General features: G+C 43.6%; 15 protein-coding genes. 7 read left to right on the top strand and 8 right to left on the bottom strand.

The annotated features are described in order from the left end of the window. Positions 1-10: 10 nt before the first annotated feature. Positions 11-847, top strand: coding sequence for a ferritin-like domain-containing protein (locus tag ACLI1A_RS09365; protein ID WP_411408387.1), 837 nt, complete (start codon positions 11-13; stop codon positions 845-847). Between the two features lie 122 nt (positions 848-969). On the opposite strand, the gene ACLI1A_RS09360 is transcribed toward ACLI1A_RS09365, so the two are convergent. Continuing rightward, positions 970-1,194 carry a hypothetical protein gene (locus ACLI1A_RS09360; protein ID WP_411408386.1) on the bottom strand — a complete coding sequence of 75 codons (225 nt, stop codon included), beginning with the start codon at positions 1,192-1,194 and terminating at the stop codon, positions 970-972. A gap of 222 nt (positions 1,195-1,416) precedes the next feature. Then, on the bottom strand, positions 1,417-3,546 hold the full coding sequence (locus tag ACLI1A_RS09355; protein WP_411408385.1) for a S46 family peptidase: 2,130 nt from the start codon (positions 3,544-3,546) through the stop codon (positions 1,417-1,419). 96 nt (positions 3,547-3,642) lie between these two features. On the opposite strand from ACLI1A_RS09355, the gene ACLI1A_RS09350 reads away from it, so the two are divergent. Both ACLI1A_RS09350 and ACLI1A_RS09345 read left to right on the top strand, forming a co-directional pair. Further along, positions 3,643-4,404, top strand: coding sequence for a DUF6882 domain-containing protein (locus tag ACLI1A_RS09350; RefSeq protein ID WP_411408384.1), 762 nt, complete (start codon positions 3,643-3,645; stop codon positions 4,402-4,404). A gap of 291 nt (positions 4,405-4,695) precedes the next feature. Then, positions 4,696-5,874 (top strand): T9SS type A sorting domain-containing protein, encoded by a 1,179-nt coding sequence (locus tag ACLI1A_RS09345; RefSeq protein ID WP_411408383.1) that lies wholly within the window; start codon positions 4,696-4,698, stop codon positions 5,872-5,874. Between the two features lie 75 nt (positions 5,875-5,949). Here the strand turns inward: ACLI1A_RS09345 and ACLI1A_RS09340 are convergent, their stop codons facing one another. The 3 genes from ACLI1A_RS09340 to folK all read right to left on the bottom strand — a co-directional run bounded on the left by ACLI1A_RS09340 (position 5,950) and on the right by folK (position 8,990). After that, complete coding sequence (locus ACLI1A_RS09340; protein WP_411408382.1) at positions 5,950-6,915, bottom strand: DUF6515 family protein; 966 nt, start codon at positions 6,913-6,915, stop codon at positions 5,950-5,952. Positions 6,916-6,933: 18 nt separating this feature from the next. Next, positions 6,934-7,662 carry a DUF2092 domain-containing protein gene (locus ACLI1A_RS09335; RefSeq protein WP_411408381.1) on the bottom strand — a complete coding sequence of 243 codons (729 nt, stop codon included), beginning with the start codon at positions 7,660-7,662 and terminating at the stop codon, positions 6,934-6,936. Positions 7,663-7,859: 197 nt separating this feature from the next. Beyond that, complete coding sequence (folK, locus tag ACLI1A_RS09330) at positions 7,860-8,990, bottom strand: 2-amino-4-hydroxy-6-hydroxymethyldihydropteridine diphosphokinase (RefSeq protein WP_411408380.1); 1,131 nt, start codon at positions 8,988-8,990, stop codon at positions 7,860-7,862. Between the two features lie 175 nt (positions 8,991-9,165). On the opposite strand from folK, the gene sppA reads away from it, so the two are divergent. Together sppA and ACLI1A_RS09320 are read left to right on the top strand one after the other, a co-directional pair. After that, positions 9,166-10,944 carry a signal peptide peptidase SppA gene (gene sppA, locus ACLI1A_RS09325; RefSeq protein WP_411408379.1) on the top strand — a complete coding sequence of 593 codons (1,779 nt, stop codon included), beginning with the start codon at positions 9,166-9,168 and terminating at the stop codon, positions 10,942-10,944. A 46-nt stretch (positions 10,945-10,990) separates the two neighbouring features. Further along, entirely contained in the window at positions 10,991-13,687 is a 2,697-nt protein-coding gene (locus tag ACLI1A_RS09320; RefSeq protein ID WP_411408378.1) for an AsmA-like C-terminal region-containing protein, read from the top strand. A gap of 368 nt (positions 13,688-14,055) precedes the next feature. Here the strand turns inward: ACLI1A_RS09320 and ACLI1A_RS09315 are convergent, their stop codons facing one another. Further along, on the bottom strand, positions 14,056-16,164 hold the full coding sequence (locus tag ACLI1A_RS09315; protein WP_411408377.1) for a glycoside hydrolase family 97 protein: 2,109 nt from the start codon (positions 16,162-16,164) through the stop codon (positions 14,056-14,058). A gap of 772 nt (positions 16,165-16,936) precedes the next feature. Then, the gene (locus ACLI1A_RS09310; protein WP_411408376.1) at positions 16,937-18,490 is read right to left on the bottom strand and encodes a hypothetical protein; all 1,554 of its coding nucleotides are present in this window, start codon (positions 18,488-18,490) and stop codon (positions 16,937-16,939) included. 308 nt (positions 18,491-18,798) lie between these two features. Here ACLI1A_RS09310 and ACLI1A_RS09305 point away from each other — a divergent pair, with 308 nt between their 5' ends. Then, positions 18,799-20,043 (top strand): OmpP1/FadL family transporter, encoded by a 1,245-nt coding sequence (locus ACLI1A_RS09305; RefSeq protein WP_411408375.1) that lies wholly within the window; start codon positions 18,799-18,801, stop codon positions 20,041-20,043. A gap of 10 nt (positions 20,044-20,053) precedes the next feature. After that, complete coding sequence (locus tag ACLI1A_RS09300; RefSeq protein WP_411408374.1) at positions 20,054-21,622, top strand: G-D-S-L family lipolytic protein; 1,569 nt, start codon at positions 20,054-20,056, stop codon at positions 21,620-21,622. A gap of 139 nt (positions 21,623-21,761) precedes the next feature. On the opposite strand, the gene ACLI1A_RS09295 is transcribed toward ACLI1A_RS09300, so the two are convergent. After that, the gene (locus tag ACLI1A_RS09295) at positions 21,762-22,634 is read right to left on the bottom strand and encodes a restriction endonuclease (protein WP_411408373.1); all 873 of its coding nucleotides are present in this window, start codon (positions 22,632-22,634) and stop codon (positions 21,762-21,764) included.

Here is a 22,634-nt window from a genome sequence, read left to right as displayed (position 1 = left end):
ACGAACCGTCATGAATATTTTAAAACTTATAGAATCATTTACAAACGAAGGCTTTATAAAAAACCTTAACGAAAAAAGCAATCGCCGCGACAGCTTTAACCAATTTGGAAAAGTAGGAGCCAATGCCGCTATGGCCGCATTACCACTGGGTATGGCTGCTTTATTCAGCCAAAAGGCGAATGCCGCAAACAGCGCGTATGCAACCACATCAGCAGACAGTGCCACAAGTGCACTGCAACTGGCACTAATACTGGAATACCTGGAAGATGAGTTTTATGCCACAGCGCTGGATACAGCAGGGCTTATTCCGGCAGCAGACCAGGCTATCATAGCACAGATAAGCCAGCACGAAGCTGCACACGTAAATTTCCTGATGAGTGCCCTGGGCGCTAATGCACCGGCTAAACCTACATTCGATTTTACTGTAGGCGGGGCTTTTGACACATTCAGCAATTACGAAACCTTCCTGGCGCTATCACAGGCATTTGAAGACACAGGAGTACGTGCCTACAAAGGCCAGGCAGGCAACCTAATGGGTAACGGCGACTTACTTACTGCCGCACTGCAAATACACAGCGTAGAAGCGCGCCATGCATCGCAAATACGCAGGCTGCGCGGACTTAAAGGCTGGATAACCGGCAACACCCGTGGCGCAGGCATGCCCGAACAAACCCAGGGAGTTTATGACGGCGAAGAGAATACTACACATGGTGGGGTAAACATTACCATGTATACCGCTACAGCAGGCAATCCTGCTTTTGGTTCGGGGTCGTATACCGAATCATTTGATGAACCAATGACCGGTGAAACCGCCACAAGCATAGCAAGCCTGTTTATTGTGAGTTAACAGAATTTTAGGTTGGTTTTATATTTACAGATGCCCGGCACTTAAAAAAGGCCGGGCATTGTTTTACAAAAAAGAAAAGCCACGCAATGCGTGGCTTTCTAATGCTTTCTGTTATCTGACTCTTAGTGAGCAGCTGGAGCTTCAGCAGCTGGAGTAGCAGCAGCAGCAGTATCAGCAGCTGTAGTATCAGCAGCAGCAGTATCAACAGCTGGAGCTTCTGGAGCAGCAGTAGTGTCTACAGCAACAGTATCAGTACCTTCTGTAGCTTCACCTTCTGATTTCTTGCATGAAGTGAAAGAAAGACCTAGTACAGCAACTAGAGCCAGGCTTAAAACAACTTTTTTCATCTTACTAAATTATAAAGGTTAATTATTAATTCGGAGCAAAGATATAAATTTTTTAATACTGCAAAATAATTCCGCAACAATTTTTTTTAGGCTTTTCGCTCTTGAAATTCAATATATTATTAGCTTAGAACCCAATTTTAACATTATCATTAAAGGATTATTCATATCTGCATGCATAATATTTTGCAAAACAAGTCCGTTTAGCCCCTCTTCATAACAGGATTATTTTACCAGTTTCATCTCTTTTACCAGGTGGCCTGCGCCGGCAAACTTGTCTATAATAAACAGCACATAACGCATGTCTACCATTATGTTTCGGCAAATTTCAGGGTCGTAATAAATATCGCTCATGGTGCCTTCCCACACACGGTCGAAGTTAAGCCCTATAAGGTTACCCTTAGCATCTATGGCAGGGCTGCCGCTGTTACCGCCTGTAGTATGGTTTGTAGCAATAAAGCATACCGGCATTTTACCATTTTCGCCATACTGGCCGTAGTCTTTTTTATTGTACAGGTCGATAAGCTTTTGCGGCACATCAAACTCATAATCGCCCGGCACGTATTTTTCAATCACACCATCCAGGTAGGTTGTAGGCTCATAGTACACCGCATCGCGGGGTTCGTATCCTTTTACCTTACCATACGTAACACGCAGCGTGCTGTTAGCATCCGGGAAAATGCGCGCATCTTTCGGGCTAAGTTCCAGTATGGCTTTCATGTAGGTACGTTGCAGCGCGGTAATTTTCAGGTTAATTTCATCGTACTTCGGCATTACCTTATCATAGTATGCCAAAGCCATTGCCTTAATAACCTGATAGCCTTTATCGGCATTCAGTTTTTCAATAATTGCAGCAGGGTCGCTCTCTAACAGTTGCTGAACACCTTCGTAACTTGTCAGTTTACTTTTACCGTACACCTCAGCGGTAAGCTGGGTCACATTAGCATTAGCTAATGATTCCGGTAAAAACTGCTTAGGCGATTTGGTTAAGTACAGCGCCATAAGCTGTTCAAATACTTTTTCATCTACCACCTTGCTGTAGTCTTTAAAGGTAGCCTCAAAACCTTTTAGCGCGTTGGCTTTACGGTCGTTAAACGCCTGTGCGCCTTTAGCATTAAAAATTTGCTCTAACTGATACAGCTTGTACCCTGTGGTAAGCAGCTCCGTGTTGCGCAGGGCTACCTCAACAAAGTAATCACGAGCCAATGAATACTGCTCTATGGCTTTGTAGTTCTTTTCAAACTCAGGAAGCAGGTTACCGTACTCGGCTTGCCTGCCCGCGGTGTTTACCCACTGGGTAAATTTCTTTTCGTATTCGCGCTTTACAGCTACGGCATCGCTCTTTTTAAGCCCCTGCACCTCGCCTATCCATTTCTTCCAATAGTTGGCTATACCGGCATATTTAGCGGCATACTGTATTTTTATCTGCTGGTCTTTGCGCATAAAGCCGTCCTCAACTTTAAGGGCAGCATCGCGCACTTCAATTTTGGCAGGATCCAGTACGTTCATTATTTGCTCTACGGCTACAGCCGGAAGATACTCTGTAGTACGACCCGGGTAACCAAATACCATAGTAAAGTCGTTCTCTTTCACCCCACCTATGTTAACCGGGAAAAAGTGCTTCGGTTTGTACGGCACGTTGTCTTTGCTGTATTCTGCCGGGCGGTTGTTCTTATCGGCGTAGATACGGAACATACTAAAGTCGCCCGTATGGCGTGGCCACACCCAGTTATCGGTATCACTACCAAACTTACCAATGCTCGATGGCGGCGCACCTACAAGGCGTACATCCTTAAACGTTTCGGTTACAAAACGGATGTACTGGTTGCCTTCGTAAAACGTACGGATGCTGTTTTCCTGCCACGCTTCTTTTGGCAGCGACTTGGTAAGGCTACTTATGTTTTCCTGTATTTTTTGTTGGCGTGCTTTTTCGTCAAGCCCCTGGGTACCTTCAAGCACCTTTGTAGTTACATCGTCTATGCTAACAATAAACATTACGGTAACACCCGGGTTAGGCAGTTCTTCGGCAAGGCTCATGGCCCAGAAACCGTTGGTCAGGTAATCGTGCTCCAGGGTACTGTGGCTTTGTATGTTATCAAAACCGCAGTGGTGGTTAGTAAGCAGCAATCCCTGGTCTGAAATCATTTCGGCAGTACAGCCGCCGTCAAACTGAGGTACAGCATCTTTAAGGCTGCTGTGGTTAACATCGTAAATATCCTTAACCGACATTTTCATGCCCAGGTGTTTCATCTCCTTTTCGTTAAGGCCGCTAAGCAGTGAGGGTATCCACATACCGCCCTGCTGTGCAATGGCAGGCACTGTAATAAACAGTACCAGTAAGCGTAGTAGTTTCATTATTAGGTTTGTTTTTAACGGTTGCAAGGTAAGGAATTTTGGGGAGGGGATAAAACCAAAGAGATTTCACTATTTTTGACCAACAAACCAATATGTATGTCGCAAACATTTGAATCTTTTTCTAAAGAAGGATATAACGCTCTCCATGAAAACCAAGAGCTTTTTTTAGCCAAACATGAAATTAATAGTTATGCGCGTTGGGATTTCGACCAGCCATCGGGTGTATTTATGTTTTCTGACAAACCGGGTGATAACATAAAGAAATATTTTGCATTTCAGAGTATTGGAACCTATTCTCCAACAGCAGGAACCTGGATGTGGAGCTGGGCAAACAAGACTACATACCCTAATGTAAAAACAGCATCGGAACAGATTAAAGAGTTTGGAGAAAAAGCAGCATACGAAAAACTTATAACTGCCTCATGGGAAGCTGATGAAATAGACGGATGGGAAATGCTGGCCTTTACTCAAAAGATAATTAAACCTATAGGGACTTACAGAGTGTCGTCGGGTGGGCTGCTGCATTATCTTATTTTCATCAATGAACTATCTGAGGCAGAAGCCTTAGAAATGAAGGAAAATGCAACTGAGCTCATTCAATGTAATACACATGGCTTAAGAAGAATGGCATTTGTGTGCCAACACTTAAACAAGACCCAAAGAACAGGTTTTCATGAAGCCTTTGAAACCGAACCGGGAATGGAACTCTATGAAGATGACGATTTTCAGGCATGGTGCGATGATTGCGAAACGATACGACTTGAGGACGACGGCTGGAATGAAAAAGCTATGGAATTTGCAAAGATTAAACTCGTTTGCGAAAGTTGTTATTTCGAAATGAAGGATTTTAACACCTAAAATAAGATTGCCGCGCTCCGTTCCTCCGCTCGCAAGGACGGAGCCTGAAAAACGCAACACATAAGCAGCCCACCGACCCTGAAAGGGTTGCACATACTAACCTCGGGCAACGCCCGGGGTATTCCATAAAACCCACCCCGCCCTACTCCCCGATAACTATCGGGACTTCACAGGAGGGGAATGAGTAAGCGCATAAAACTCAACCTGACAAATCTCCCTATGAACGGTACAACAGTATTATAGGTTTTGGCTATATTTACCGCAAACCGTGGCTAAAACCTGCTTTTTGTTATGAAACGTATTGTTACCCTGCTGGCGCTTATGGGCATGTTGTGCCCTGCCCTTGCCCAAACCGAACATATCATTGCCCCGAATACCGCCGATCCGCTTAGTGGTACGCCAAACAATTACCACTTTGTGTACACCAACCCTAATGTGGCGCAAAAGGATAAGCTGTTCCTGTTTTTTCCGGGTACGGGTGGCGTGCCGTATGGGTATAGCCAAATACTAAAGCTTGCGGCCAACCTGGGTTACCACGCCATAGGACTTATGTACCCTAATGATATTGCCATTAACGACCTGTGTGCATCGGTAAGTGATACCACCTGCCACAGCCGCGCCCGCCTGGAGGTGTTTGACGGCACAGACCGTCACCCCGATATTACGGTTGACGAAAACAACTGCATAAAACGCCGTACCCAAAAGCTGCTGCAATACCTTGCCGCTAATTATCCTTCGGAGAGTTGGGATCAATACATGGATGGCGACAGCATACAGTGGAATAAAATTATTGTTAGCGGGCATTCGCAGGGAGGTGGGCATGCAGGTATTATATCGAAGCTGTATGAAGTGGACCGCGTAGTAATGTTTGCCGCCGCCGACTGGATAACGCCACTGGTACGCACCGCCGACTGGATTACCTGGGATGGACCCACACCTTCTAATAAGTATTACGGATTTATCCACGAGGAAGACCAAATGGTAAACTTTGCTGTAGAACAGGTTACCTGGAACAACTACGGTATGGATGCCTTTGGTTCACTTACGCTGGCAGACAATGCGAGTCCACCCTACGGTAATACACACATGCTGTATACCCAGGCTACCCCTGATAACGACCCTACAAATTTTCACGGATGCATAGTAGCCGACCCATACACACCCATGAATGGCACCACCCCGGTATTTAACGATGTATGGACGTATCTTATAGACAGCGACAGCAGCCTGAACACAAACGAAATCAACCCGGAAAAAGTAAGTGTGTACCCTAACCCTTTTTCGGGTAGTTTTAGCATTGTCAATGCGCCCGAAGGATATACCGTAGCCGTTTATGATGTGCTGGGTCGCGCAGTAGATTTTACACGAAATGGCAACAAAATAAGCCTTAATACCTCTGCCACCGGAATATACTTAGTGAAAGTAAGCAGTAACGGAAGCAGTATCATCAAAAAAATGGTACAAAACTGATTTTTGCAATTCGTATACAAAACAAAGTCCCGGATGTACAAACCCGGGACTTTGTTTTTATAATCAGCAAGACTTTTATTTTTCTTCTTTAGCCTCTACTACTTCGTACATATTTTTGCCGTCTACCTGTATGGGTTGGTAGTAGGTGTCACCATATTTCACATAGGTTTGCTCACCTACCCTAACTTCTTCGGCTCCTTCAGGCAGGTTCTCTACTACGGTTCCCGCTGTAGGAGGCACTACCGTATAACCGCCTGAACCTTTTTCGTAATAGGTACCCCCATAGTAGTAGTTGTTTGTGGTTTCGTTTACCACCACTGTTTGGCTGCCTTCGGGCAATACCTTAATGGTAGCCCCCACAGGCGCCTGTACGACTGTGTATCCGCCGTTACTTTCTATGTAATACACTCCCTGGTCGTAGTGGTACTGTTGGTTTTCTATAGAAATAATAATGGCTGTAGTGGCCAGCGATGCTACAAAAAAGCCCCACGGATGCCATACCGGCCCCCAATAGAACGGCCTGAACGGATGGTAATAATACGGCCTGAAACTATAGTACCCCCATCCGCCATACCTGTACGGTGGCCTTGAATAATGGTGCATGGGCGGACGCGGCCTGGTATTATAATGATTGTGGTTGTTGTTTATATTAATGTTCACATTGTTATTGTGGTTATTATTGTTCGGCCTATTGTTCGGCCTGCCACCCCCATGGTTTCCGTTATTATCTGGCCTGCCGCCGCCCTGGTTTGCATGTCCGGACGAACCCGGGCCGTTACCTCCCGGCTGCCTTGAAGGCGACCTGTGGCTACCACCGTTTATAGTGCCATGCGAATTGTTGTTTTGGGATGGGCGCTGAACATTTTGCCTGGACCTGCCACCGCCTCCTCCACCGCCTCTGGGAGCTGACGGTCTTGATGCCCTTGATGTCCCACGCGAAGCGCCGTGCCCCATACGCTGTGCCTCTACGGTATGAGAAAACAGCAGCATGCATAATACCAGAAAAAGTGATTTTATATAGGTTTTTATTTGCGTATTCATAATGTGGTGGTTTTAGGGTTACTGCGATTTTTTAGATAGCATCTGTATTTTTCGCGCTCCCGAAGGCGGCACAAAATCAAACAGCACATCGGGGAAATCACCGTTTATCTTCCAGTTTGAAAATTCCGCAAAGTACTGTGGGGTTCCTTTCTGGTCTTTGTAGGTAATTAAAAACTTTTGGGGTAGCGTAAGCGCATCATTAGACACCCATACCTGAAAATTCAGCTTACTGTTATCGGCCAGTATGTGCAGGTAATCTTTGCCGTTTATGGTTTCATTTTCCAACAGTACAACAGTACCAAACTCCGCCAGCAGGTCATCTGTAAATCCCGGATAAAAGAAATCGGCAGCAGGGAAATCAATGTCGTATTCGGCATTAATACTGTCTATGGTTTGCATAATCCCTCCTTCTGATGCTATTATGGAGAAATTATTTTCCTTGTACGAATAATACACCAAGTGCTTACCATTGTACCAATACCCTTTGTGCGAATCTGTACCTTTGGTTTGCACCAGCATTTTGTCGGGGCCTTTAAAAATCACTTCGTGGTTTACAAAACGTTTTTCCAAACCGTATTCGCCGGTGGCATCGTAGCTTACCGCCAGGTTAAAACTACAGGAATTCAGTTCGCCTATTATATCAGACATCCTGTCGAGCACCCGCACCGCAAGGGAATCTACACGTGCTGTTTGAGACATACATAGCAGGGGAATAGCGAAAACAAAGAGTAAGAGTTTCATTTTCATGATGGAAGCGGTTTTTGTATCTTAAAATTAAAGAATTACCTTACTCACTCCCACGGACAACTAATCAATTTAACAAAAAATTAAGACCAAAATACCATTGACCGTCAATGCATTACAAAAACAAAAACCCACACAACCACATAAAAAATCCCCACCCAAACCGGATGAGGATGCCTAAATTTTTATCCAATGGGGTGTTATTTGGTCTTATTTATCTGGTCTAATATCCACAGGTAATCTTCCTGGTTGTTTATAAAGTCACGGTCGGTAACATCGATAACCAAAACGTTTAATCCCTGTACTGATTTTATATAATCCAGGTAACCGCGGTTAATACTTTCAAGGTAATCGGCGCTGATGTCCTGCTCGTAGTCGCGCCCGCGTTTGCGTATGTGCTGCAACAGTCGCGGTGTATTTTGATACAAGTACACATACAGCCCCGGTTTGGGCAGTTCTTTATACATAATATCAAACAGGCGACGGTACAGGCGGTATTCGTCCTCACTCAACGTGACTTTTGAGAAGATAAGCGACTTAAAAATATGGTAGTCGGCTACTACAAAATCGCTAAACAGATTGAATTGAGAAAGGTCGTCGGTTATTTGTTGGTAGCGGTCGGCCAGGAACGACATTTCGAGTGAAAACGCATAGCGCGACTGGTCGTCATAAAACAACGGCAGGAACGGGTTATCGGCAAAGCGCTCAAGCACCAGCTTACCATTGAAATCCTCACTCATTTTACTAGCCAATGATGTTTTACCGGCGCCTATGTTTCCCTCTATGGCTATGTAATTAAACCGTTCGGGGTTATAAGATTTTAGCGGCGCAGGCAGTTTCATGACCCATTGGCAATCGCTATTATCGGTAGTTGACGCTATAAGTTTGCTTACATCTTTTTTAAAAATGGGATGTACCCAGTGTGGGGCTACATCGCGCAACGGGTACAGTACAAAGTTACGATCCTGTAGCCGCGGATGCGGCACCTGAAGTTGCACCTCATCTATTACCTCATCATTAAACACTATAATATCTACATCAATGGTGCGCGAAATATACTCACCGGTAGCACTGCGCATACGGCCTCCCTCCTGCTCGGCAGCACGTACGCCAACCAGCAATTGTAATGCGGTTTTAGAGGTATGCACTACTATGGCGCAGTTATAAAAAGCATCGCCCTCAAAGCCCAGCGCCGGGGTTTCGTAAATACCAGAAACCGTAACCACTGTAGCCACATGTGTATGTATATAATCTATAGCTTGTTGCAGGTTTTGCAGGCGGTGCCCCATGTTGCTGCCCAAGGATAGTATAGCGCTGTTTTGAAAATTCATTCGTACTGTTTTCCGTAAAACTGCAAAGTAAGGAAACATTTTACTGGTGGCTGCCGGGTGTTGATAAGTTTAGGCGAAAAAGAGTTTTCATCAACGAAAAAAATTTCGCATAAATCTGTAACACAAGCGGCATTCCTGCTACTTATTTGTAAATAAAAATTCAATTTTTTCAACTATGCAGTTTTTAAAAAATGTATTGTCTACCGTAGTGGGTATCTTCATGTTTATCATGATTTTCTTTTTCCTGATTATTATTGTAGGTGTAATAGCCGGAAGTAGCAGTGAAGATGTTGTAGAAGTAAAGGACAATTCGGTAATAGAACTGGACCTCAGTAAGGTTTCGCTTGATTATGGCGGAAAATTTGAAGGTGGAGAATTTGCTATATTTAACGACACACCTAATAATGGCCTGGAAGATGTACTAAAAGCCATTGACGCAGCTAAAGAAGACGACCGTATTAAAGGTATTACCATAACTAACAGCACTAACGCATTAGGAATGGCACAGCTAAAAAGCCTGCGTAACAAACTTGATAACTTTAAAAAATCAGGTAAGTTTATTGTTTCGTATGCCGATACTTACACGCAGGGCGACTACTACCTGAATTCGGTTTCAGATACGTTGTACCTTAACCCTGTGGGCGACTTCGAGTTTAAGGGCCTTAGCAGCGAAATAATGTTCTTTAAAGATTTCCAGGAAAAAACAGGCATTACCATGGAAGTAATACGCCACGGCAAGTACAAGAGCGCCGTGGAGCCATTCATTGCCAATGAAATGAGCCCTGAAAACCGCGAGCAAATGAGCACGCTGCTTAACGCCATGTGGACATCGGTAGTAGATGATATTTCGAAAAGTAGGAAAATATCGGCAGACAGCCTTAACGGTATAGCAGAAAGGCTTAGCGCCCGTACAGCAGAAATGGCTAAATCACGTGGACTGATAGACAAAATAGGCTACGAGGACGAGTACCGCAACGGTATTAAAAAAGCCCTGAAAGTAGAAAAAGACGAAGACTACAATGAGATAGACATACTGGATTATGTGCAGCAAAACAAAATAAATGAAATGATAAGCACAGCCGAAAGCCAGATAGCCATTATCTACGCCCAGGGAGAAATTTCGGGAGGAAAAGGCGGTGTTAACCAGGTAAGCGAAGAGCCTATTCGCGAGGCTTTCAAAGAAGCACTGGAAAATGACGATGTAAAAGCCATAGTGCTTCGTGTAGACTCTCCGGGTGGTAGCGCCCTTACTTCTGAACTTATTTGGAGGGAAGTAGAACTTGCCAAAAAGAAAAAACCGGTAGTGGTAAGTATGGGTAACTATGCTGCATCGGGCGGGTATTACATATCGTGTGCCGCCGACCGTATTTTTGCACAGCCAAACACTATTACAGGTTCTATAGGCGTATTTGGTGTACTGCCAAACCTTACCAAGCTAAGCAATGACATGGGTATCCATGCCCAAACGGTTAGCACTCACAACAATCATGCAGAATACAGCCTGTTTCAGCCACTGGAGGCCGACACACGTGAGGTAATACAACAAAGTGTAGAGCAGGTATACGGCGTATTTGTGAGCCGTGTAGCCAAAGGACGAAAAATGAGCACCGAAGCTGTAGATGCCATAGGCCAGGGACGTGTATGGAGCGGAGTCGATGCTAAGCGCATAGGTCTTGTAGACGAGCTGGGCGGGCTTGAAGATGCTGTAAAATATGCAGCAAAACTGGCTAAGGTTACCGACTATTCTACAATAGACTACCCTGAGTATGAGGCCGACTTTAATACCTTCCTTTCTAAACTTGGTAACAGCAGCGCATCGGTATTTACAAACCGCGAAACGTTTATTAAAGAAGAAGTTGGCGAAGAAAACTACCAGATTATAGAACGTCTTCGCAGGGTAAGCAAAACAAGAGGTGTACAAGCAATGATGCCTTTTGAAATAAACGTAAGGTAATTCCGTTATTTACCTTATATTTAAGGCAAATTATAACACATCAACAATGGCTAAAAAAATTTTAAAGTGGACGGGCATATCCCTGCTGGTTATCATTGTTTTACTGATAGCAGCACCGTTCCTTTTTAAAGACAAAATTAAGAGCATGGTCGTTAAGGCCATAAACGATCAGGTAGATGCTACCGTTTCGTTTGAAGACGTAAGCCTAAGCTTTATAAGCAATTTCCCACAGGCAAGCGTTACCGTAGACAAACTAAGCGTAATAAACAAAGCTCCTTTTGCAGGTGACACGCTGGTGTATGTGGGCGAACTTAACCTGAAAATGAGTGTTAACGAACTCTTTAAAGGCGATGGCGAACCTATGGACCTAAAATCGTTTAGTGTAAAAAACAGTGTGATAAACATATTGTTTAACAAAGACGGCATAGGCAACTTTGACATTGCACGTAAAAAAGCTGAAGAAGAGCAGCCTGCAACAGAAGAGCCAAGCAAGCCATTTGCTCTTAAGATAGATGAATACGCCATAGAAAACCTTAGGTTCCGTTTCTTTGACGAGCGCTCTAAAATGAATGTGGTTATAGACAGCCTTAACCATAACGGCACAGGTAATTTTGCTGCAAATAAACTGGATCTTGACACCCATACCGACCTAAACCTTACGGTAGATATGGACAAGACCAACTTTATGCGTAACACCAAACTTAAACTCGATGCGGTTATAGGGATGGATATGGATAAAAGCATTTACACCTTTAAGGAAAACAAGCTACTTGTAAACCAAATGGGACTGGAGTTTGACGGTAGCGTGGCGCTACTGGAAAACGGCCAGGATATAAACCTTACCTTTAAAACACCGGAATCGTCGTTTAAGAACTTCCTGGCACTTATACCGGAAGCCTACAGCAGTAGCCTGGCCAATGTAAAAACCGAAGGTAACTTTACTGTAAACGGTAAAATAAACGGCGTAATGGACGACAACCACATACCTAAGTTTAATGTGGCTTTCCTTAGTAAAAACGCTTCGTTTAAATACCCCGACCTGCCTAAGAGCATTACCAACATAAACATAGACACTAAAGTTGTGAATGAAACGGGTACTATGAACGACACCTATGTTAACATAGATGAATTCTCTTTCCGTATAGACCAGGATGTATTTAGCGCCAAGGCAAACATACGCAACATAGTAGAAAATGCGCTGGTAGATGCCAAGCTGAAAGGAACCGTAAACCTGGGCAACGTAACCAAGGCGTACCCTGTAAAACTGGACACACCACTATCGGGTATACTTAAGGCAGATGTGGAAACCAAGTTTGACATGGCTTCGGTAGAAAAAGGAGCTTATGAAAACATAGACAACCGCGGCAATATTAGCCTTAGCGGATTTAACTATACTATGGACGGCTTTAAAAATCCGTTTATCATCAGCCTTGCTGATATGTCATTTAACCCGGGGCGTGTAAGCCTTAACCGCTTTGATGCAAAAACAGGAAGCAGTGACCTTTCTGTAAGTGGTACCCTGGACAACTTCTACGGTTTTGTATTTAAGAACAAAACACTAAAGGGTAATTTCGCTATGAAGTCGAACAAGCTTGTTATAAACGACTTTATGAGCAATGAAACTGCCGCAGCAGCACCTGCTAAAACCGAAGGCGACGCAGAAGGTGAAAAGAAAGCAGCTACTAAAACAACAAGTAGCGATGCGGTAAAAATACCTGCATTCCTGGATTGTACTATTACTGCTAACGCTAACAGCGTAGTGTACGATAACCTTACCCTGAAAGACTTTGGAGGCAAAATGGTAATTAAGGATGAAGCAGTAGCCATACAAAATGCCAAGACTTCAATTTTTGGTGGCAATATTGGCTTTGCAGGAGATGTTTCTACAAAGCAGGCCACACCTACATTTAACATGGACCTTGGCCTGAACAGCCTTGATATCACCCAGGCTTTTACCCAACTTGACATGCTGAAAAAAATAGCCCCGATTGCCGAGGTTATTACCGGTAAACTTACCGCAGGTGTAAAAGTAGGCGGTAATCTGGATAGCAAGGAAATGACCCCGGACACTAACTCAATTTCGGGTAACCTGGGCGGTAATATTGCCAATGCAGTAATACATACAGACAAATCAAAAGTACTGCAATCCCTTACCAGCAACGTGAAATTCCTTGATCCAAGCAAGCTGAACCTGAACCAAAAGATTAACCTTACCTTCAGCAACGGTAAAGTTATCATTCAGCCGTTTGTGGTGAAATACCAAAACATGGATATTAACGTAAGCGGTGAGCACGGCTTTGACCAGAACATGAGCTACAAAGCTTCGTTTGACCTGCCTGCAAAATACCTGGGCGATGACATTGTAAACAAAGCAGCTGCCCTTAAGGTAGACATCAGTAAAATTACCGTTCCGGTAAACGTAAACATTACAGGTACCTTCCAGAAACCTAAAGTGGGTACCGACCTTGCTGCTGCTACAAAATCTGTAGCTACACAACTTGTTAACCAACAAAAAGACAAGTATGTAAACGAAGCCAAGGAAAAGGCAACCGAAAAAGGCAAGGAACTAATAGGCAACCTGATTAGCGGAAACAAGAGTGGTACTACTACAAAAGACACTACTAAAACCACTACCACGTCTAACCAAAATGTACAGCAAAAAGCCGAGGAAGCAGCAAAAACCAAAGGTAAAGACCTGATTAACGGCTTGTTTAAAAAGAAAGACAAGAAAGAAAGCAACTAATGGTTATTGGTTGTTGGTTGTTAGGCCACTCTGAAAATTAATATCATAATATAGAACACCCCGGCAGCATAATGTTGCCGGGGTTTGTTTTTTTATAGGGCTTTCATATCCTAAAAGAGCATTCAAAACATGGGGAACATTTTGATGCTAATGAACCCCGGAGGGGTGGCATGTTTATAGTAATCAGAAAAGCACGAGTAAGCAGAGTTCCGGAGGAACGGCATATATCCATAAAAAATGCCGTTCCTCCGGAACTCCTTAACCCATAAAACATTATTCCTATAGATATGCCGCTCCTCCGGGGCTGAAAAAACAAACCCCACTGAAAACTCAGCGGGGCTTATTAGGAAATGTAGGTTATATAAGTGTTACTTCACTTCTTCTTTAACGCTTATGGCACAGCCACCGCTGGTAGCCAGTTTCTGCTTCAGCTTGGTTTTGCTGGTCACTTTCACTTTTTTTATTACATAAGCCTGTGGGTTTTTGTCGTAGCTGGCATCAGGTGCGTCAGCATATACAGTAGCCCAGTAGGTTTTGCCTTTTGGCAGGAACTCAAATGTAAAAGTAGCTTCGCGTGCATTTTCATCAGTAATGGCACCAAGGAACCATTCGTTTTTTCCTTTTGCCTTACGAGCCATGGTAATATAATCACCGGGCTCAGCTTCCAGTACCCAGCTTTGGTCCCAGTCTACTGCTACATCTTTAATAAACTGGAATGCATCCAGGTGCTTGTTGTAGGTTTCCGGAAGGTCGGCAGCCATTTGCAGCGGGCTATAGAAGGTTACATACAGAGCAAGCTGTTTCACCAGCGTAGTGTGCACGAATGAATTGTTATCAGGGTTGTACGCGCTTATCTTCGTTTGGAAGATACCCGGCGTGTAATCCATAGGGCCACCTACAAGACGTGTAAACGGTAGTATGGTAGTATGATCGGGGTTGTTACCGCCAAACGATTCATACTCCGTGCCGCGGGCGGCTTCGTTACCTATAAGGTTAGGATAGGTACGCGCCAATCCTGTAGGGCGAATCGCTTCGTGGGCATTCACCATAATTTTGTATTCGGCTGCTTTTTCAATGGCAAACTGGTAGTGGTTTACCATCCATTGCCCATAGTGGAACTCACCACGCGGCAGTATGTTACCCACATAACCACTCTTAACAGCATTGTAACCGTTGTCTACCATAAACTGGTAAGCTTTATCCATCCAACGCTCGTAGTTACGTACCGAACCTGAGGTTTCGTGGTGCATAATGATTTTTACACCTTTGCTTTCTGCATAGCGGTGTAGTTCCTTAACATCAAAATCAGGGTAAGGGGTTACAAAGTCAAAAACAAATTCTTTCGATTTACCAAACCAGTCTTCCCAACCTTCATTCCAGCCTTCAACCAGTACGGCATCAAAACCGTGCTTTGCAGCAAAGTCGATATATTCTTTTACATGTGCAGTGTTAGCAGCATGCTTACCGTTTGGCTTGGTTTTGCTGTAATCCAGCTCACCAAGGTGCACATTGGTAAGGTCGTTATACGCCCAGGTGCTTTTTCCGGTAATCATTTCCCACCAAACGCCAACGTATTTTACAGGTTTAATCCATGATACATCTTTGTATTGCGTAGGTTCGTTAAGGTTATACACCAGGCGCGACATCAGGATATCACCCGCCTTATCGCTTACAATAACGGTACGCCACGGTGAGGTAGACGACGTTTGTATATTCCCTTTGTTGCCAATAGCATCCGGCGTAAGCCATGATTCCAGCACCATGTTTTTGTCGTCAAGGTTAAGCGACATGCACGAATAGTCTTTCAATGCAGCTTCGTGTATGTTGATGTAAAGGCCATCGGCACTTTTCATCATCAGCGGGGTTTGCAGCCCTGTAGGCGAGAAAGTAGTCTGCGATGCATTTGGTGTAACGGCAGCTTTCATTTTACCGCGTACCTCGCTCAGCTTGCTGGTTACGGTGCTGTACTCCTGCGTATCATAATCACCCGGAAGCCAGAACGCTTTGTGGTCGCCAGCAAGGGCAAACTGTGTGCGCTCTTCTTTAATAATAAAGTAGTTAAGTTCCGGCTGCTCCGGGAATTCATAACGGAAACCAAGCCCGTCGTTAAACACACGGAAACGGATGCGGATGTAACGGCCTTTCTGGTCTTTTTGAGAAAGGGTAACAAGCAGCTCATTATAGTTGTTACGGATGTTTTTTTCCTCGCCCCAAACCGGCGTCCAGGTTTCGTTAAACGTAGCTGTTTCGGTTTTGTCGATGGTAAAGCCGTTTAAAAGCGGCGCTACATCTTTAGTATCTATACCCAGCTTACTGGTTTTAATAACCGGTTTCTTTTTGTACGTAAGCGCGTAGGTAGGCTCCCCTTTGGCAGAAAGGGCGAAAGTAAGCTGTAAGTTATTGTCAGGCGAAGCGATCTGCTGGGCAGAAACACTCAGGCCAAACAACAGCACACAAGCCAGTAGCAGTTTGTTCATTGTATCAGGTTTGAGTATTAAGGGTTTAAAATTATCCAAATTCCTGATATAAATTTACCAATTTGTTATTTACGCCCTGCGAAAACCTTTGCGTGTTGAAAACTTTTTGATTTTGGCATAGCAAAATTAAGGGAAATGTAGATTTAAAGTAATACAAACTACTACACAAAGCCCTTCAAGGGGAGGCGAGAAGTTCTTAGAGCATTCCTCGGCACGGCTTTCAAACCCACCCCGCCCTGCGGGCACCCCCCCGAAGGAGGGGAATCGTAGTATCCTGTATGCAGAGTAAGCATTCCCCTCCCTCGGAGGGGTGGCGGAACGCCGGGGTGGATTTTCGGCCTCAGTCCTTAATCTCAGCTTAGCGATTATCGAAAAATTATAATACAAAGCAGTTATTACCAAAGGAAGCGCGAAGTTCCTCAAAGTTTTTACTAATGCTATTTCAGAAGTACAAAGCTTCACTCTCCCATGTCGACCGAAGCGCAGCGCAGTGGAGACATCTCGTGGCTTGGCGGCTTGGCGAGGAATTTGTAACACAGAGGGACACCGAGAATTCACAGAGCTCCACAGAGAAGATTATAACCCAAAGTCTCTCAAAGGAAACGCGAAGTTGCTCAAAGTTTTTAAGCATTAAATTAAAGCACACAGAGCATTCCTGCGGAATGTATAAAAGGCACAAAGTTACCGCTCTCCCATGTCGACCGCAGCGCAGCGTAGTGGAGACATCTCTTGGCTTTGCGAGCATTTTGTACCACAGAGACATACCTTTAATTTAATCACCCTGCACTATTTCGGGTAAAACCGTCTCCTTTAATCCCTGCTGCACAAACCTCCAAAGGAAGTTAAAAACCGATTTATCTTTCTTTCTTGTAACCTCAGGAGTAGTTTCCTTCAGCTCTCCATCGCTGTCGTTTTTCACCAGCATATTACCTACGGCCGTCATAATCTTGTTCTTCTTTTTACCGTCTTTTTTGTAGAGGTCTACTTTAAGGTGGTCGTACTGTATGGCAAACTTCCCACTGCCGTTTTCGCGGTTACCATTAAACGTAAACCTAATATCACGCAGGTTACCTTTGGTGGTAACGTTCATCAGCGGTTTAGATACCGGGTTTATATCCTCACTGCGGATGTTTTGCAGGTGGCCTATAATGGTAAACGAATCTGAAACATCCAGAGTATTAAACGACCAGTTTACCGTCATGGGCGATTTCCGCATGAAAAGGCATTGTACATCTATGGCAGTATTGGGCAACTTGCCTTTCCGTATCGGGCTGTATAGGTTACTCACCGTAGCATAAAACTTAGAGAACGACACCTTAGCAGGTGGCCTTTTGTACGTCAATTGTTCCTCATATTGCAGGTCGGCATTTTTTAGCAACAGCTTTTCTACTTTAAGGTCGAAATCAAGATTACGGAGCAACTCACTGTAGAGCTTTTTTCGCGTAGGGTCATCTTTAACTTCCTTGCTACGGTAAATATTGGCATTCACCTTATCCAGCACCACTTCGGGTGTGTGAACATAAAGCGTATCGTTTACAAAACCCCAGTCGATATTATGCACACTTATGGCATTAGCTTGCACATTAAACTGGTCTTTCTCCACGGGTATCATAGCGTTAAACTGCATTCGGGTATACTTCGGCACCAAGTGAAACTGCTTTGCCACTACAGAAGTGTCTGTCGCGGAAATATTATCGGCTGTAATGTTATAGTGCAGACCTGCATTATAGTACAGGCTGTCGGCGCTAAAAGTATAATCCCTATAGCGTAGCGGTATATTTTTTTCTACAGTGGCGCTGTCTACTTTAATATTCGTCAGTGTAAAATCAATATTATTCAGGCGGAATTTGGGATGTTCTAGAGAATCTAACATACGGAAACGTCCGCCCTCTATATGCAGCGCATTGGTTTGCACCACCTGCCTGAAGGGTTTCTCTACATCATCCTGCACATTGTATTTTCGTCTGGTATAATACAGCGTAGCATCAGGCCGTATTACCTCTACCCTATTTGCCTGTATGCGACTATGCTTCAACAGCTGCCAAATGCTCAGCCCCCGTACAGAAACCTCATCTACATTAGCAAACAATGTGTTTTTAAGTGTATCCTTTGCCAAACTCTTCGGTTTTAGCTGTAATCCCTGCACTGTAAAGTTACCCGCCCATACATTTACATCAAGGTCTTTATATTCTACTATATACGGAAAATCCTTCTGCTCTTTAAGCAGCGCAGGTAGCTTTTTTTTGGCGTAGTAAGTAATCCCAAAATTGGCTGTTATTGCCAAAACGACCAGCACCATAACAACTATCATTATCTTTTTCAGCATAACAAAATATATTTTCTTAATGAAAATTACTACTAAACCACGGTAAAGCCATAGGCATTATATTTTTATTAATATTTTGATTTTTAGCCTCGAAAGCAACCTAAAAAAGCTTCTTTAATATGCGTGCATACAAAATGTTTAAAAAATTGCAATCTTTTGTGATTTTTTTATAAAATATGTGGTGTAATTTTGACGAAATAATTATTATGAATGCATAATAATTTACATCGTTATCTTGCGTAATCGATAATTTATTATAAATTTGATATAGAAATTAATAATCTGATAACCTAACCTAATTTCAACCCATGAAAAAAATATTATCCTTAACCATGGCAGCCTTAACCGCTACCACGGCTTTTGCGGGTGGATACCGTATTAGCTTACAGGGGCAAAAGCAACTTGCCATGGGACATACCGGAGTAGCGGTAGTAAACAGCGCCGAAACTCTGTTTTTTAACCCGGCGGGTGCTTCTTTCCTTAAAGACCGCTTTAACTTCTCGGTAGGTGGTAACCTGTTATTTGCACGTACCAAATTCCAGAACGACACCTACAACTGGAAAGCTTCTACCGAAAATATGGGTACCCCGCTTGAATTCTACGCTTCGTACCGCGTTACCGACTGGCTTACTGCCGGTGTAGCTGTGTATACACCATACGGCAGCTCTGTAGAATGGGACAGGGACTGGCAGGGTGCTAACCTTGTAAACAATATTGATCTTGAAGCAGTATACGTACAACCTATTATATCAATTAAAGTAAACGATTATTTTAGCGTGGGTGGTGGCCCTATCTACGTTAACGGAGGGGTAACCTTTGACCGTAACCTTTCGCGCAGCCTTACTGACGAAGAAGGCAACCCAAGCGACGTAAACCTTGAAGCAAAAAACGTAACCGCATGGGGCTGGAGCGCCGGTTTTATGTTTAACCCTCATAAGAGTGTAAGGCTTGGGGTTAACTACCGTTCGCATATAACCATGGAAGCCCGTAACGGCGACGCCACCTTTAACCAGGTGCCTGCCTTTGCACAAGGCACTTACTACGATACCAAGTTTAACGCCGACCTGCCCCTACCTGCCGAACTTACCGCAGGTTTATCTGTACAGGCAACCGATAAACTATTACTTGCATTTGACTACAACCGTGCTTACTGGAATGTATACAAAGCGCTGACTGTAGATTTTGCAAACGGCATACCTACATCGGTAAACCCACGTAATTACAAAGATGCCAGCACCTTCCGTTTAGGAGCGCAATATAAAGCTATACAGCAGCTTACAGTACGTGCCGGATGGTACTATGACGAAAGCCCTGTACAAAAAGGTTACTTTGCACCTGAAACACCAAGAAACGATTCAATGGGCTTTACCGGAGGTTTTACTTATATGGTAACGCCGCACCTTGGTATAGATGCTTCATTCCTGTACCTGCACTTCAAAGAAGTTAATGCTTCTTATGACCACGCTGCCGAAGACAACGGTACTTACTCATTTGGCGGAACTTACAAAAACGTAGTGTTCTCTCCGGGACTTGGTTTATCTTACAGCTTTTAATTGACGCAACATGAAAAATAAAAATATACTATTATTAGGGCTGCTTGCCATAGGTATTACCGCTTGTGAGCCTGAATTTGAACATGAACTTAGCGATGCAGATTATTCTGCCGGCGAAGCCGATTTTAGCTCGTATGTATCTATAGGCAACTCACTAACTGCCGGATATATGGACGGCAGCGTATCGCGTGTAGGGCAAGGCTATTCGTACCCTAACCTGCTGGCACAGCAGTTTGCCGTAGTAGGTGGCGGCGCCTTTACACAGCCTTCTTATGAAGACGATGTAAACAACCTGGGGGGGCTTACACTTATGGGCACACAGCTTACCAGCACCAGGCTGATACTTAACGCTTCTACGCAGTCGCCGGAACCAATAGCGGGTACTCCTACTATTGACATAAGTGTACTTCAGCAGAAAGCATACCACAATATGGGTGTGCCGGGTGCCAAATCGTTCCATCTCCTGTCATCAGGTTACGGCAATATACAGGGAGTGCTACTGGGTACAGCTAACCCGTACTATGTGCGCACGGCTACTTCGCCTACAGCTACAGTACTGGGCGATGCTATGTCGCTTAACCCTACTTTCTTTACAAACTGGATAGGCAGCAACGACGTACTGGCGTATGCGCTTTCAGGTGGTACAGGCGTAGACCAATCGGGTAATACTAATCCTGCTACTTACGGTTCAAACGACATTACCGACCCGAATGTATTTACAAGTGTTTATAACACTATCATCACTACACTTACCGGAAATGGCGCTAAGGGTGTGGTAATGACCATACCAAACGTAACCTCTATACCGTACTTTACCACAGTGCCGTACAACCCGTTTACAGCAAGTGCACTGGGCAACGGCGATGAAGCCGCAGGACAAGCTACCATAGCAGAGCTAAACACACTTTACGGAGGATTAAAGCAGGCGCTTACAGCCTTTGGGCAGGGCAACAGGATAAACCTGCTTAGCACTACAGATGCTAACCCTATACTGATTAAAGACGAAACCCTAACTAACCTGCAGGCACAGCTTACAGCGGCCTTTACTCCTACTTATGGAGCACAGACTGCCGCCTTTATAGGCGCTACTTACGGACAGGCAAGGCAGGCCACATCGGCAGATCTTGTAGTGCTTACTGCAAGCTCGCTGTTAGGTACAGAAGCGGCGGGTGTACCGGCTCCGTTTAATGTACAGGGTGTAACCTATCCGCTTACAGACCAGTATGTACTGATACCAAGCGAAATATCGGCTATTAACACCGCTACTACAAGCTTTAACACCTCAATTACTACCATTGCAGCAAGTAAAAACCTGGCTGTAGCCGACATGAATGCTATTCTTGGGCAACTTGTAGAGGGATTAAGGCTGGAAGACGGACAAATATATACGGCTAATTACTTTAGCCTGGACAGGGTAAATACTACTTTGTTCTCGCTTGATGGCGTGCACCCTAACGCAAGGGGATATGCGCTTGTAGCCAATGAAATCCTTAAGGTGATTAACGAGCATTACAATGCTAAATTACCTCTACTGAACCCGGCATACTACCCTGGTTCTACCATATTGACTTCAAACTAGTAACCTCATATTTATTTGCAAAATGCGCCACTAAATGTGGCGCATTTTTTATTTATAAGAAAAATTATCGGTAATACTTTCAGCAGCAATGAAGCCTTCGGTCCATGCATTCTTGAAACAGGAATTTGATTTACATCAACTAAAGAAAAGGAGTATCTATCTCGAAAGGTCCATTATCACCTACATATTGGCAATACAAAATTGGTCTTGCCTCTGAACTATCTAAATCAATTAAATAAATCTTATCAAACGACAGTAATTTTCTCTTAATTATTCCACTTCCAGAATAATAATCGACTATAATTCCTTCATCAGTTATATGGTAGGGTTCAACTCCAAAGTAGCTATACCAGCCGAATTCATCTTGAAATGTTTCCGAATCACTATCAAACACCGACCTTATTATGAATTTACTATACTTAAATCTATGATTACCTAATAGGTCTTCAGAGGAGTTAAAAGGTTTCATAGTTACACTTTTTAACAAATCACGAAACTCAATTCTCTTTTTTATTGAATCTATTTTATTTGCTAATGTATTTCCATTTCCGAATCCAAAGTATATATATAATAAATCTGAAAATTCATTATAAAGATATGCTTCAAGAGTACTTCTCGACCATACAAAAATGTCATCATACTCTAATTCAATCTTTAAATCTTCCAATTTATCATAACAACGTTTAGTTAGGCTACATGAGATTACCAAGTAAAGTACTTTATATTCTTTATTACCTTTATGAATATCTCTTACTATTTTCTCTATCTGACTTGGCGAAATACTCTTGTACCTTTTACATTGGATTAAAGTCTTCAAAAACTCCTTTTCAGAAATTTTCTGTATCCCTTCAATATCAATCCCGTCATCTGCTCCAGCTGAACCAAGATGGTTCAATTTATACCATTTTTTACATCTAAATAAAATATTAAACACTAAATCCTCAAACCTCCTATGGTCTAAATCTTCAAAATGTAATGGATTGTGAGTTCTACTAATTTCAGACCTTTTCAT

It is taken from the genome of Flavobacterium sp. RHBU_3 (genome assembly GCF_046613565.1).
Taxonomy (GTDB): Bacteria; Bacteroidota; Bacteroidia; order Flavobacteriales; family Flavobacteriaceae; genus Flavobacterium.
Note: the sequence above shows the minus strand (reverse complement) of the source record. Positions and strands in the feature narration are given on the sequence as shown.

What these genes read in the sequence shown, in the direction of transcription:
- ACLI1A_RS09360 (WP_411408386.1), bottom strand. Translation starts at nt 1,194, where the DNA reads ATGAAAAAAGTTGTTTTAAGCCTGGCTCTAGTTGCTGTACTAGGTCTT.
- ACLI1A_RS09355 (WP_411408385.1), bottom strand. Translation starts at nt 3,546, where the DNA reads ATGAAACTACTACGCTTACTGGTACTGTTTATTACAGTGCCTGCCATT.
- folK (WP_411408380.1), bottom strand. Translation starts at nt 8,990, where the DNA reads ATGAATTTTCAAAACAGCGCTATACTATCCTTGGGCAGCAACATGGGG.
- ACLI1A_RS09295 (WP_411408373.1), bottom strand. Translation starts at nt 22,634, where the DNA reads ATGAAAAGGTCTGAAATTAGTAGAACTCACAATCCATTACATTTTGAA.
- sppA (WP_411408379.1), top strand. Translation starts at nt 9,166, where the DNA reads ATGCAGTTTTTAAAAAATGTATTGTCTACCGTAGTGGGTATCTTCATG.
- ACLI1A_RS09320 (WP_411408378.1), top strand. Translation starts at nt 10,991, where the DNA reads ATGGCTAAAAAAATTTTAAAGTGGACGGGCATATCCCTGCTGGTTATC.
- ACLI1A_RS09365 (WP_411408387.1), top strand. Translation starts at nt 11, where the DNA reads ATGAATATTTTAAAACTTATAGAATCATTTACAAACGAAGGCTTTATA.
- ACLI1A_RS09315 (WP_411408377.1), bottom strand. Translation starts at nt 16,164, where the DNA reads ATGAACAAACTGCTACTGGCTTGTGTGCTGTTGTTTGGCCTGAGTGTT.
- ACLI1A_RS09335 (WP_411408381.1), bottom strand. Translation starts at nt 7,662, where the DNA reads ATGAAAATGAAACTCTTACTCTTTGTTTTCGCTATTCCCCTGCTATGT.
- ACLI1A_RS09345 (WP_411408383.1), top strand. Translation starts at nt 4,696, where the DNA reads ATGAAACGTATTGTTACCCTGCTGGCGCTTATGGGCATGTTGTGCCCT.
- ACLI1A_RS09350 (WP_411408384.1), top strand. Translation starts at nt 3,643, where the DNA reads ATGTCGCAAACATTTGAATCTTTTTCTAAAGAAGGATATAACGCTCTC.
- ACLI1A_RS09340 (WP_411408382.1), bottom strand. Translation starts at nt 6,915, where the DNA reads ATGAATACGCAAATAAAAACCTATATAAAATCACTTTTTCTGGTATTA.
- ACLI1A_RS09300 (WP_411408374.1), top strand. Translation starts at nt 20,054, where the DNA reads ATGAAAAATAAAAATATACTATTATTAGGGCTGCTTGCCATAGGTATT.
- ACLI1A_RS09305 (WP_411408375.1), top strand. Translation starts at nt 18,799, where the DNA reads ATGAAAAAAATATTATCCTTAACCATGGCAGCCTTAACCGCTACCACG.
- ACLI1A_RS09310 (WP_411408376.1), bottom strand. Translation starts at nt 18,490, where the DNA reads ATGCTGAAAAAGATAATGATAGTTGTTATGGTGCTGGTCGTTTTGGCA.